Origin of the sequence: Pedobacter sp. AW31-3R (genome assembly GCF_052180285.1) — a bacterium.
In the GTDB taxonomy this organism is placed as follows: domain Bacteria; phylum Bacteroidota; class Bacteroidia; order Sphingobacteriales; family Sphingobacteriaceae; genus Pedobacter.
In genome coordinates this window covers 4,876,548-4,890,615 of sequence record NZ_CP197475.1, presented here as the reverse complement: position 1 = coordinate 4,890,615, position 14,068 = coordinate 4,876,548, and the positions used below count along the sequence as shown (strand labels likewise).

Below are 14,068 nucleotides of genomic sequence, written 5' to 3'. Positions count from 1 at the left end.
CTTTTTTAATTTGTAATCTGCAGGTATTTGCCTGTATTGTTCTTATCCGCTATAAACCATGCTGGATTTCCTTCATTATCTTTTCCTAATCTTGCGCCGGGAACGGGAGGGAAATTAAAGTCTATTTCTTTCTTATCCTGTTCAGGGATAAAATTAACGTTTTTCAATTCTTTTAAACTTTCTTCAAATACCTCAGTAATACGTTGAATATCGTTGTATGAATGTGCAGTGGTTAGGAAACATGGGAATCCATCCAATATGTGGATGCCTTTGTAACGCATTAAGGTAAACAATAGTTCATAATATGCATAGTCCTTGAGGAACTTTAGTCTCCATAAAGAGCCGAAATGAACAATTTCAATAGGGACGCTTAATTTAAAGCAAATCTCATTTAATTGCTCTGCCAGCACCCGGCCTTTTTCATTAAGTTCCTCCTGAAGTCTGGCACCCTGCGTTTTCATGTAACCGAGCGATGCTTTTGTGGTAGCCAATGCCAGTGGGTGGCGTACAAATGTTCCTGCGAAATAAGTAACTCCTATCTCTGGAACCGAAGCATCTCCATATTGCCATTGACCCCCATCCAGTGCATCCATAAAAGTGCTTTTACCGGCAATAATGCCGATCGAAATACCTCCTCCGGCTACTTTTCCATAGGTGGCAAGATCAGCTTTGATACCAAACATGCCCTGTATACCACCTGGATGGAACCTGAAACCGGATATGACCTCATCAAAAATCAAGGCGCTGCCCGCATTTTCAGTAATTACCCTCAGCTCTTTCAGAAAGTCTAAGGGAAAGAAGTCCGGGCGACGGCTTTGTACAGGTTCTACAAGTACTGCAGCAATTTCATTTGCTCTTTCCCTGATAATTTGCAAGGCTTCATCTGTACCATAATCCAGAATAAGCATATTCCCTACAGCTTCCTGCATGATACCAGGAGCGGCAGGGAAGGTTTTTAATTTTTTGGTTCCTCTTACAATAACTTCATCAATGATACCATGATAAGATCCTGTAAAAGCAACAATCAATGATTTTCCGGTAACGGTACGGGCAATACGCATGGAGCCGAGTACTGCTTCAGACCCTGTATTGCATAATCCTGCACGATCAAAACCCGTAAATTCGCAGACAAGTCTGGTCACTTCTCCGGAGAGTTCATGCTGGGGGCCAATTTCATATCCTTTCTCAATCTGGGCAATCAGTGCTTCTTTAATGATTTCCGGCTGATAGCCAAGCATACTGGACCCAAAACCATTCAAAGCATCAATATATTTATTGCCATCAATATCCCATAGGTTGGCTCCCTGGGATTTATTGACTACAATAGAATAAACAAGTTCCTTTGTAGCTGGTTTAAATCCTGATACTACCCTCGGATCTGCCATATGTGCCCTGTTTTCCTGGGTATAGGCTTTACTTTTAGCTGTTTTCTGGTTGTAATTTTTAGTCAGCTCTTCTAAAAATTGCTGTTGTTGGGGAAGTAATCCGGCAGTTATTTTTTCTATTCTGGCGATTGCCCCGAATGGCTTCTTTATTTCCAGTTGTTCCTGGGCTGAAAGATCATTTTGTTGAACGTGTTGCGGAACTGTTGATACCGATACCGGCATGAATCCGGTACGATCAGGAGCTATCTCTTGTCTGGTTCCGGTCAGCAGTTCCACCTGCTTGCCCAAGAGTTGTAATTGCTGTGCAATTAAGCCCAATGCAGTATCTGCAGGGGCACCATAATTTATAGAGTGATGTTGTATCGGTGCTTGAGCAGGCATAGGATTTACTTTGGTTGAATCCGCCGTCTCAGGAGCTAAACTTTGATCAATATAATTTGCCAGTGCATCAATTGTCCCGTATTCATCATTTAATTGCCTGAAAGTAATAGGCAATCCGAATTCTTTTTTCAATGTGATGGCCACCTGGGTAAGCAATAAGGAGTCCAGTCCAATTTCTATAAAATTAAGATCTGCTGTTAGGCCTTCCATTTCTATCCCTGAAGCATTTTCAAGGATCTCTTTTATCTTTTCAATTAAGGTGTCTTTCCTCATGTTTGTATTTCCTGTTTCCAAAACGGGTTGAAGAATTCTGTTTTTCTCTGTAATTTGTGGTTCCACCCAGCATTTCTTTTTATGGTAAATATACCCGGGAATATCAATACGCTGTCGTTGCTGAGTACCATAGAATGCATTCCAATCAGGCGTTAAACCATATAACCAGACTTTACCCAGTGCCTGAAGAATCGCCTCATCAGCTCCCGGAGCTTCCTGGTCTGTTACCTCTGTTTGCTTCCGGATAATACCGGGGACAGCATGGATTTCATTTTTTTTGCCATGCTGCCATACCAGGGTCGTACAGGTATTTCCAGGCCCCATTTCTATAAAGATAGGGGAGTCGAGTTCCATGATTGTTTCTATGGCCTTCGAGAATTGTACTGTTTTTCTCAGGTGTTCCGTCCAGTATACCGGATCCTGCGCTTCTGTGTCAGTCAGGAATGATCCTGTAACTGTAGAGACTACAGGTTTCAGCGGTTTATTCAGCTGGACATTTTTTACAACTGCAGCAAAATCTTCCAGTACAGGATCCATCATGTAAGAATGAAAGGCATGGCTAGTAGCCAGTTTTTTATGTAAGATTTGTCTGCTCTCCAGTACTGAAATAAAGATATTGATATCTTCATCTATTCCGGCAACAACACATAACTTCGGACTGTTTACTGCAGCCAGGGAGAGGGTAGGTGGAAGTATTTTCTCAATTTCTTCTCTTGAAGTACGCACACTGAGCATACTCCCCGGAGGCAGCTCGCTTACCATTCTTCCGCGGCAGGCAATAAGCCTGAGTCCATCTTCAAGTGAGAAAACTCCCGCCAGGTGAGCGGCTACATATTCACCAATACTGTGTCCGCAAAGTATCGAGGGCTGAATACCCCAGCTCATCCATAATTTCGCCAGTGCATATTCAATCACGAATAGTGCAGGCTGTGTATATTTTGTATCATTGATTTCATCAGTATCAACTATATTCTCTGCAGGATAAAGGACAGAGCGGATATCTTTATCCAGGTAGTGCGATAGAATCCCGGCACATTCATCAACATGTTCCTTAAAAGAGGCTTCCTGCAGATATAATTCTTTGGCCATATTCAGGTATTGTGCTCCCTGACCCGGAAAAAGAAATACGGTTTCCTCTGGTTGTGATATAAGTTTTGTAACGCTTGATGCCGGTGCCGGCGCTGAGAGCGCAATAAGAAGTTCTTCAGCAGATCCTGAAACGATGAACCCGCGGTGATTAAATTCTTCCCTGGTTGTTTGCAGGGTATAGGCTGCATCAGGCAAACTGATTTGCCGATCTGATGTCAACACTTCTTTAAAAGCCGCCGCGTAACCTGCCAGGCTTTCTTTTGTATGGGCCGACCAGGTGATTAATTGTTTGGTTCTGCCTGTATCCGTATTTACGGGCATTTCATGCTCAGATTCCTCTACCACCACGTGTACATTCGTTCCCCCAACACCAAAAGAACTTACTCCTGCTCTCCTCACAGCATCGGTATCCCAAGATTTTAGTGAAGTATTTACATAAAATGGGGAGTTTTCAAAGTCAATATTCGGATTTGCTTTTTCAAAATTAATAGAAGCCGGAATTTTCTTGTAGTATAACGCAAGTGCAGTTTTTATTAAACCGGCTACCCCAGCTGCTGCTGTCAGGTGTCCCATATTGCTTTTTATGGAACCAATGGCACAAAAGGAATGTTCCTGCAAATCTCCGAATGCCTGTTTCAGTCCCTCAATTTCAATTGGATCGCCCAAAGGTGTTCCTGTGCCATGTGCTTCAATGTAGGTGATTGTCGCGGGGGCGATACCAGCATCTTCCATTGCCATAGTGATAGCGGCCGCCTGTCCACTGGTGCTTGGCGCTGTAAAGCTGCCTTTGGACTTTCCGTCATTATTTACACCAACGCCTTTGATGACTGCGTATATGGTATCTCCATCTGCTTTTGCTGCAGCCAGGTTTTTTAGTAATACCACACCCGCACCATCACTGAATACAGTGCCGGTGGCATTTTCATCGAAAGACCTGCAATGTCCGTCTTTACTTAACATTGCGCCTTCCTGGTAGTAATGACCACTATGAATGGGTGAGGTAATACTTGCTGCTCCGGCAATGGCAATATCACACTGACCATTGCGTATACTATCGACGGCTTGGGCAACAGCAAGTAGGGAGGTGGAACAAGCTGAAAAAACACTCACCGCGGGTCCTTTTAAATCCAGCTGGTAAGCGGCCCTTGAGGAGATGTAATCTTTCTCATTTACAGTATTCACCTGAAAGCTTCCAATAGTATCCACAAGCTCTGGATGGTGCTGTACATTGTTAAAAAAATAGGTATTGTACCCTGAACCTGCAAAGACTCCTGTAATTCCATCATAATAAGCCGGAAGGTATCCAGTCTTTTCCAGTACATCCCTGCTTAACTCCATGAATACCCGTTGTTGCGGATCCATCAGTTCGGCAAGTTTGGGATTGAGGCCAAAGAATTCCGGATCAAACATTTCAGCATCTCTGATGATTCCTCTTGCCTTCACATAATGGGGATCCTTTCTGCTTTCAGAAGATATTGAAGAATGCAGCTCATCATCATTGAAAAATGTAATGGTTTCCTTACCCTTACATAAGACCTCCCATAGTTCGTCGATGGTGTCTGCACCAGGAAACTTAGCCGCCATTCCTATAATGGCAACCGCCTGATCGACGTTCTTTGACTGTTGCTTCTTTTTCGTTTTTGGTTTTGTTGTCTTATCGAACCCGAGATAAGAAACGACTTCTCTCACTGTGGGGAATTGATACAGTTTAGTCACAGGTAAGATCAAATGATATTGGGAACGTAATTTTGCAACATTTTTTAACGCAAGCAGAGAATTGCCTCCCAATTCAAAAAAGTTGTCATTAACGCCAATGGCATCAAGTTCCAAAAGAGTTGCCCACAGTGCAGCTATTTTTTTCTCCATGTCCGTTTTCGGTGTTTTATAGAGAACGGTGATCTCTGGTCGCTTCCTTTCAGGCGCCGGTAAAGCCTTTTTATCTATTTTACCACTTGGTGTTTGAGGAAATCTTTCCAATCTGACAAATGAAGAAGGAACCATATATCCTGGCAGTTTCTTTTCCAGGTATTTGCGCAGCTGTGCCGGGTGAAAAACCTGGTCATAGGTAGTGACGTATGCAAGCAGTCTCTTTTCTCCAATAGCATTCTCCCTTACAGTGACCACAGCAGATTGTATTTCCGGGGAGCTTTGGATGGCAGACTCGATCTCACCAAGTTCAATCCGGTACCCCCTGATTTTTACCTGTTCATCTATTCTTCCGATATATTCAATATTTCCGTCGGGCAGCCATCTTCCTAGATCACCACTCCTGTAAATCCTGGAATCAGAAATAAAGGGATTAGGAATAAAACGCTCAGCAGTCATTTCAGGTTTATTCAAATATCCTCTTGATAATCCTGCACCACCGATATAGATTTCACCAATAGCACCGACAGGAAGTAAATCCCTGTTGTTGCTTAAAATGTATATGTTTGTATTCCAGATGGGTTTTCCAATAGGAATGGTAATGTCATTTTTGTCTGTATCGAAATAGGTGACCTCAATTGAAGTTTCTGTAGGGCCGTAAAGGTTAAATAAGGGTGTATTCAGCAGGCTATACCAGTTTTTGACCGTTTGAATTGCAAGTGCTTCACCACTGCTGAACACTCTCCTCAGACTGGACATCTGCTCAGCAAGGGATTTATTGTCTTCAAAATCATTGATAAAAGCATTCAGCATCACCGGGACGAAGTGGGTAGAGGTGACCTTATGTAAGGAGATCAATGTTAAAAGACGTTCCGGTGAACCGATATCATCCTTATGGCACAACACCATTGTCGCCCCCCAGCAAAGTGGACCAAAAATTTCGGGCACAGAAACATCAAATGTAAATGTGGTTTTCTGAAGGATGACATCTGAATGGTTAAATCCATAATGCCCCCACATCCAGGCAATCCTATTGATGACGCTTTTATGTTCAATCATGCATCCTTTTGGATTTCCTGTTGAGCCGGAAGTGTAAATTACATATACAAGATCCCCCGGCTGATTCATCAACGGAAGGTTACCGCCTGAATATTGTATTTCTTTTTTTTTGAACAAGTTTAACTCATTTTCGTCAATAAGCAACTTGCACTTGCTGTCGGTAACAATATAATCGATACGCTCCTGTGGATATTCCGGGTCAATCGGCACATATGCTGCCCCAGATTTAAGGACAGCAAGTATACTGATCACCATCCATTCATTCCTCGTTAATTTAATTCCTATTAAATCATCATTTTGAATAGGATAGCTATCTCTCAGATATCGGGCCAGCTGATTGGCTTTTTCATTAAGTTCCTTGAATGTAAACTGGCGCTTTTCAAATATGAGTGCAGTAACATCCGGCCTGGTCTCAACTTGATGTTCAAACAAGGATACCAGTGTTTGTTCTTCAGGGTAAGGTGTCTGTGTTTGATTAAAATTAATAAGTTGTTGTTGCCTTTCCTCATCACTGAGAAATTCCAGCTGCTCAATCGAATTTCCGGATGTTTTTAAGACTGACTCCATCAACTGTACAAAATGATTGGACATCCCGATGATCTTATCCACATTAAAGATACTGTCGTCAAATGTGATAACTAAGGTTTCAGTGGAGGTATTGAAAGCGAAACTTAATGGGCATGTATACTCCTGAACAACTATTTCCGTAGGTGTTTCATCATATTGAAAAGTGACTTTGAATAAAGGATGCTGCTGCTGACTACCCTCAAGTTTAAGGTCTTTCAGGATATCCTGATAAGTGTACCCTGTGTTTTCGAAAAGCTGATGAAGAGATTCTTGTATGTTTTCGAGTAAAAAGTCAAAAGGGAATTCCTTTTTAATCAGTGTCCTTATGGGCAATATTCCGTTATGCGCATTCCCAACAATAATATCTTCCTGTTGTGTATAGCGGAAAAGCAAGAGGTTTACAAGTGCCAGAATTCCGGCCTGCATACTAGAATTTCGGTCTTTTGTAAAAGTTTGAAATCTTTTAAGTAAGTGTGAATCTATTTTTTTGTGAATAGGTTCCTGTTTGTTTTGTGTTTCCCTTAGCGGGAGGGTATCGGCTGCTAAATCAAGTATAGGCAATACGGTGGCCAGTTGTGCTGACCAGTATTCTCTATACTTATTCATGTTTTTCATCAGGGAATATTTTCTTTTTAAAGGTGATGAAGCGATCATAAGCATTCTCATTTGCTGTTTGTAAGCGGTAGGCTTATGAGGGTTTCATCAGTAAATCATTGTTTTTTGTCGGTTACGAAGCTATCATTAGCTATTTATTGTTATTTGTAAGCGGTAGGCTCATGAGGGTTTCATCAGTAAATCATTGTTTTTTGTCGGTTATGAAGCTATCATAAGCTATTCATTGTTATTTGTAAGCGGTAGGCTTATGAGGGTTTCATTTTATTTATTAGGAAATATTTAAAGGTAAATAGATACGGCTTAGAGAATTAACTATACATACGAAATGAGCTGATTAATGATTTTAATATATTATATTATTATCATTAATTACACCTATTTAAGCTATTATTTCTGTTACAATCTTCTTTTGAGCCCTGATATGAATACAGAAGGAATCATTTTTAAAGAATAAAGGATATTGACGGCAAAAGACTTGTAAAGCAGGTCAACTGACCCAAAAAAATCAAATTCACGGATCAGCTTATGTTTGGATAGTTCAACCAAGCTGGCCATGTATTTTTTCTGAAGGATATCCAATTCTTTTTTCGTCAGTTTATCATGAAATTTCAGCATATTTCTTTTGGTATCTTCAATGTAAAGAAACTCTAATATCTCATTCCACTTTCTACCATCATAGACATTGATCTCATCGATTCTTTTACGCCATAATTTATTCAGGGTAAAGGAAACTAAACATTTTTTAGAAAGGATCATTTCAAGATACATAGACCAGTCATCGCCAATATTAATGGACTCATCCCATCCTGAGATAATAGATGATTTACGCAGGACTACAGAGGATGAAGGGGAGGTGCATGACCGAAGATAAAGATCTCTTACTTCTTCAGGATTGAGATCTATCCATCCATTTTTTTCTTTATGGAAATAAGGTTTAAGAAATGGATCATTTCTTAGGAAATCCCAGGGATCTCCATTCTTAACTTCCTGGGTCCAGTTTGCAAAAACAAAGTCAAGGTCGTCGGCTTCCAGTTTGGTTACACATTCGGTTAAAAAATCTGGATTCCATATATCATCAGAATCCAAAGAAGCAATATATCTACCCTTAGCATGCTTCAATCCGTAATTTCTTGCCGATGCCTGACCACCGTTAGGTTTGTAATAATATTCTATATCAGGATATCGGCTCACCAGAGCTGCGGTGTTATCAGTAGACCCATCATCAATAACTATTAATTGAATATTTTTATAGGTCTGATTCAGCGCACTCTCGATGGCATCCTTAAGCTTCACCTCCCTATTAAAAGTTGGAATTATTATTGTGATTAAGTCTTTAACTTTCATCAATTTTGTTTACAAGTAGTTAATAATTATCAATTTGAACCAACATTCGAACTAAGATAAATTATTTTCTTAGGTTTTGAAATTAAATAATTCAAATTGTTTTTTTTGCAATTTGGTGATTGTTTTGGTTTTTTCTAAAATTATGGTAAGGTTTAAATTTCTAAAAATAAGCATTTTACACAGGTGAATTATAGTTCTTTTGAGTAATTATGAATCTTTTTTAAGATAAATTAGATTTGTTTTTGTTTCTTTTGTCGAAATATCTGTTTTTCACCTGTACAAGTCTTTTTTTTATGTAAACTGAATCTTTGTTTTCCTCCGTATTTATTGCTTTATTTAGTGTGAATAACCTAGATTATAATCCTGTTAATGAAAGCATCTATCTCTTATAAGCTAAACAAAGTCAAAACGAATTTAAACATTGGCAGAACAGTAAAGCTGGTTTGGTCTATAGCAAGTGGATGGACAACGCTGGTTATTGTAATGATTTTAATCGAGACTATTTTTATGCTGGCTAGCTTGTATTCATTAAAATTGATTGTTGATCTGGTCGCAAAAACAGGAACTGGAAATCTGCTGAACGAGGGACTGGTAATCAAATATATTGCCTTTGCCGCTATTGTTGGTATTCTCTATAATATCATCAGGTCGTTTTCCAGCTATGCAGCAGAGACACAGGCAGCAAAGGTTTCTGAAAAAATTGACGATAATATCCACGAAATAGCAGTGAAATTGGACCTTTCATTTTATGAGAGCCCTGAATATTTTGATGTGTTGAAAAGGGCTAAGGATGCAGGGTCCTATCGTCCGAATCAGCTGATCATATCCTTGCTTGAGATTTTAAAAAATATCCTTAGTCTGGCTGGGGTAGCATCTATACTGGTCACTATAAACTGGTTTTTATTACCGATGCTTGCCTTATGTGTATTGCCGACATTAATGGTCCGGATTTTCTTTGCCAATAAACAAAATAAATTGCGTCTGGTACATACACCAAAAGAAAGAAAAACTTTTTACTTGAGTACACTCATCACTTCAGATGCCACTGCAAAAGAAGTTAGGAGTTATAACCTGGGCAGTTTTTTTAAACTGCAGTATTTCCAGATCAGGATGGAACTGCTGGCAGAAAGGTTAAAAATCAGTTATGGGAGGACGATATGGGAAGCTGGAACCAGTGCGCTCTCTAATCTTGGTTTTTTTATTTGTATGGGATATATCATGCTCAGGGCTGCAAAAGGATATGCAACATTAGGGGATATGACTTTGTTTCTGGTTATTTTTCCGCAAACATTTACCATTCTACAGAATATAGCTTCTGGGATTTCTACTGTTTATCAGAATAATGCTTTTGTGACAAGTATTTTTGAATTGTTTGATTTGAAAGCCGCTATCCATGATGAAGTGGATATGGAGCCTGTTCCAACAACTGAGAAAGTAGATCTTGAACTTAATCATGTCCATTTCAGCTATCCTAAAGCGGACAAACCTACCCTTACAGATATCAATTTGAAAATTCCTTCCGGTAAAATTATTGCTGTCGTAGGACTTAATGGAGCTGGTAAAACTACGCTTATAAAATTACTTTGTCGTTTATATGATCCTACATCAGGAGTTTTAACCTTAGGAGGACAGGATATCAGGAGATTTAAGAACAGTGAATACAGGAAGGATATCAGTGTTGTTTTTCAGGATTTTTGCAGGTATAATTTTTCAGCTGCTGATAATATCCGATTTGGTGATATTAACCGAGCGGTCCATCAGTTGGATGATATTGTTGTAGCGGCCAAACATTCAGGTGCACATGAATACATCAAAGGTTTTGATCATCAATATGATACCATGATGGGCAAGGTGTTCCAGGAAGGAAGAGAAATTAGTATTGGTCAGTGGCAGAAGCTGGCAACCGCAAGGGCACTTTACAGTACTTCCAGATTTCTTATTCTTGATGAAGCTACTTCTGCGCTGGATGCTATTGCTGAAAAAGAACTTTTTGATTCATTTAGGCAGCATATTGGGAACCGTGCGGCTTTAGTGATTAGTCACAGGCATTCAGCAGTAAAACATGCTGATTACATTTATGTGCTATCTAATGGCAGGATTTCCCAGGAAGGTACAGATAAAGAACTGCTGGAAATGGAGGGTGATTATTCAAGATTATTCAATAAAGGTGATGCGGAATAAATACAGGATTAACTAAAAATAAATTGTATCAATGAGTTTACAAGAGGTATCAAAAGGGAATGTAGCGGTTATATCTTCCTGTAGCGAAAGCTGGGGAGGGAGTGAAGAACTCTGGGGTAAAAGCGTTCCTTTTTTATTAGCAGATGGGTATAGCGTGACCGTTTACAAAGGGATGATCAATAAGGAACACCGTGAATTTGTGAAATTGACAGGTATGGGAGTTGAACTTCAGGAACTTGAAGATAACAAACCATTTGTCATACGTAACTTCAAAAAGCTTTTCCGTAAGTTTGAAAATATCCTTGGCAGGGAAAGTATATTCACTTTTTATACAAACCCCTGGATTGATCATTTGATCAAATTATTAGCGCTAAGTAAACCAAAGTTTGCCATTATTTCGCAGGGAATAAATTTCGATGGACTGGGGTATGCCTATGCCTGCAATTTTCTGAATATTCCCTATGTGATAATTTCGCAAAAAGCAGTCGACTTTTATTGGCCGGGACCACATGACCGTCCGATGATGACCAAAATTCTTGATGAAGCAAAAGCTACTTATTTCGTTTCCAAACATAATCTCATCTTAACTGAAGAACAATTTGGAAAACGGCTTGCCAATAGCCATGTCATCTTCAACCCACAGAAAATTGGAAAAGTCCAGCCTTATCCTGATACAAAAGAAGGAATAAAACTGGCTTGTGTAGGTCGTCTGTTCCTGCTTGATAAAGGACAGGATATCCTGATCAGGATTTTAAATACTGAAAAATGGAGGGGTAGACCGGTGTCTGTCACTTTTGTTGGTTCTGGTGTTGATGAAGCGGCCCTGAAAGAGATGGCAGCTTTACTTGGGGTAAACAGTATTTCCTTTTCCGGACATATTCAGGATATGGATGCCCTTTGGAAAGATTACCATGCATTGGTTCTACCTTCCAGAAGCGAAGGTTTACCCTTGTCAATGGTGGAGGCAATGGCGGCAGGCAGGATTGTCATTATTTCAAATGCAGGTGGAAATACTGAGCTGTTGGACGAGAACATCACCGGGTTTAGTGGTTATGCCAATGAGGAAGCATTTGGAGAAGCAATGGAACGTGCCTGGGGTAAACTTGAGGAATGGGAAGATATGGGGAAAGAAGCAGCAAAACAGGTTTCATTGCGTGTACCTCAATCACCTGAGAAGGATTTTGTTGAACATTTACTTCATCAAATGAATAATGGACGTAAACATTAAGAAATTAACAAGGTCCCATGAATGGTGGGACCATAAGATTACCCAGATTTTTTCTATGGGTTATGCTACAGCCTTGTTGGTGGATTATCCGTTATTTGAGCTGATCTATCCAGGGTACCTGATTATTTTCTTCAGTATCGTTGCCGTTGCTATTTATGCAAGTATCATAAATGATTACACCGATATGGAAATAGATCTTGCCTGCGGGAAATCAAATGTCATGCTGAAGATCTCGCCTTTCATGCGTATTGTTTTGTTACTTGCTGCATCTGGATTAGTTTGTCTGGCTGCATTTTTCATTTATCCGGATAGCTATTCAGTTATTTTTTATCTGCTAATTGCTGTGGCAATCAGCATGTATTCCTTTCCGCCATTCAGATTGAAAAAAAGAGGTATCTGGGGGGTGCTTTCCTGTGCAGCAGCAGAACATCTGTTTCCCACACTGTTTACCGTTTCCATTGTCTTTCAATATTCAGGTGAGGCTATACATCCTGTATGGCTGTGTGCCACTGGCCTTCTATCTTACCTGTATGGCATACGGAGTATCCTATGGCATCAGTTTCTCGACAGGGATAATGACCGGAGATCGGGCATAAATACTTTCGCAAGCAAGGTTAATCCGGCTTCTTTTGGTTTGAAGGCAATATTGATTACCCTTGTGGAATTAGGAGCACTGGCTACTGTTCTTTTCATGCTGGAGCTGAGTATTCCGGTAGTTGCTTTCGCATTATATCTCCTTTTTATATTCTGCAGGAAAGTATTTTTTAAATCCAAAATCATCACCGTTATTACCCCCCAAAATTCTTACTACCAAATATTGATGCTGGATTACTATACTGTATTTTTCCCTTTATCGATATTGATTTATGGAGCGATGACTCAACCTTATGGCTGGTGTATGCTGCTTGTTCACCTGCTTTTATTCTATAAGATGCTGCTGGTCACAGGGCAGGATATTTTTTATATTTTCAGAGATATTCTGGTGAAGTTAAGGCGTTAAGAAGGATTTCCAAAATACATCAATTCCCAGATCGCATGTTCATTTCTGTAACATTGCGGTAACTCGTCATTTATAAAAACATTTAGCTTTCCTTCACCTGTAAGCCTGAAATAAGCACCATTAAAATCCAGGAACAATTTAGCGAGTTTTCGCTGCGGCTCTTGCTGTATGAGATAGGTTTCAATGATACTCCGCTTTTTTTTGAGATGTAATTCAAATATCTTATTGCCATCATCATAGCGGAAGATGAGCTCGTTACTCACCGGTTTGTTGCCTAATCCCTCTCTGTCGGGCCAACTCCTGAACAATTCAACATAGGATGCATCATCCGTTATTTTTATTCCATCTTTCATGACATAGATTAAATTTACCGGGGAAATACCATAGCGTTTATCAGGGATAATCTGACTGGCAATAATGGTATAAGGGCCAAATTCAGATCTGGACCAGTACCAATGGTCTATGATCTTATGCAGACGGGTATTTCCCCAGTTATGGTCATGGTAACAGGTTCCTGTAGTATCTGCAGTAAGTTCGCCTATCGTATATTTTATTTTTACCTTTCCTTTTGGTACTGCCACAAGCCACGCAAAATAATTTCCCTTATCGCCAAAATGAATATAACCTGTTTCCGGTCGCCAGCTTTCAGTTTCTGCAGTAAATTCTACTTCACAATGGAAGTTGTCATAACCTTCCATCTGAATGGAATAGTTCTTCAAATCACCTTTGAACCTGCAATCCCCAATTTTCACATCACATTGTTCTCTTGCTGCACTGAAAACCTGGGAGGGTAAGTAGCGCTCTAATTTTGAGCCATCTTTGTAATCCACATTAAATGTAGCATAAGCTGCCAGGGGTTTATTCAGGTCGGTCATTGGTTTGGTATAAAAAATAATGACGATCTTAGAGCCATCTGCCAGATGGGCATCGAAGTACCACCATTCAAAGCTTCCTTTGCCACCATCGGTTCGCATACCATCTTCCCATATGGCCGGTTTACCCGGTTTTAAATTTAAATGGTTATAATCTTTTTCACTTTTTGCTAAACATGCTTTTTGTTTCATGACGGATGAATTCTTA

The 14,068-nt window shown here is 39.9% G+C and carries 6 protein-coding genes; 3 read left to right on the top strand and 3 right to left on the bottom strand.

Features of this window, described 5'->3' with window-relative positions:
• Nucleotides 1-5: 5 nt before the first annotated feature.
• Together ACSBL2_RS20070 and ACSBL2_RS20065 are read right to left on the bottom strand one after the other, a co-directional pair.
• Nucleotides 6-7,226, bottom strand: a complete 7,221-nt coding sequence (locus tag ACSBL2_RS20070) for an amino acid adenylation domain-containing protein (RefSeq protein WP_442588338.1) — start codon at nucleotides 7,224-7,226, stop codon at nucleotides 6-8.
• A 405-nt stretch (nucleotides 7,227-7,631) separates the two neighbouring features.
• Complete coding sequence (locus ACSBL2_RS20065; protein WP_442588337.1) at nucleotides 7,632-8,579, bottom strand: glycosyltransferase family 2 protein; 948 nt, start codon at nucleotides 8,577-8,579, stop codon at nucleotides 7,632-7,634.
• 369 nt (nucleotides 8,580-8,948) lie between these two features.
• On the opposite strand from ACSBL2_RS20065, the gene ACSBL2_RS20060 reads away from it, so the two are divergent.
• Genes ACSBL2_RS20060 through ACSBL2_RS20050 form a run of 3 tightly spaced genes read left to right on the top strand, consistent with a single transcriptional unit; the run spans nucleotide 8,949 to nucleotide 12,988 of the window.
• On the top strand, nucleotides 8,949-10,760 hold the full coding sequence (locus ACSBL2_RS20060) for an ABC transporter ATP-binding protein (RefSeq protein ID WP_442588336.1): 1,812 nt from the start codon (nucleotides 8,949-8,951) through the stop codon (nucleotides 10,758-10,760).
• A gap of 31 nt (nucleotides 10,761-10,791) precedes the next feature.
• Complete coding sequence (locus ACSBL2_RS20055) at nucleotides 10,792-11,988, top strand: glycosyltransferase family 4 protein (RefSeq protein WP_442588335.1); 1,197 nt, start codon at nucleotides 10,792-10,794, stop codon at nucleotides 11,986-11,988.
• Nucleotides 11,972-12,988 (top strand): UbiA family prenyltransferase, encoded by a 1,017-nt coding sequence (locus ACSBL2_RS20050; protein WP_442588334.1) that lies wholly within the window; start codon nucleotides 11,972-11,974, stop codon nucleotides 12,986-12,988. The genes ACSBL2_RS20055 and ACSBL2_RS20050 overlap by 17 nt, the downstream gene beginning before the upstream one ends.
• On the opposite strand, the gene ACSBL2_RS20045 is transcribed toward ACSBL2_RS20050, so the two are convergent.
• Nucleotides 12,985-14,052 carry a lipocalin-like domain-containing protein gene (locus tag ACSBL2_RS20045; RefSeq protein ID WP_442588333.1) on the bottom strand — a complete coding sequence of 356 codons (1,068 nt, stop codon included), beginning with the start codon at nucleotides 14,050-14,052 and terminating at the stop codon, nucleotides 12,985-12,987. The genes ACSBL2_RS20050 and ACSBL2_RS20045 overlap by 4 nt on opposite strands.
• Nucleotides 14,053-14,068: the final 16 nt, after the last annotated feature.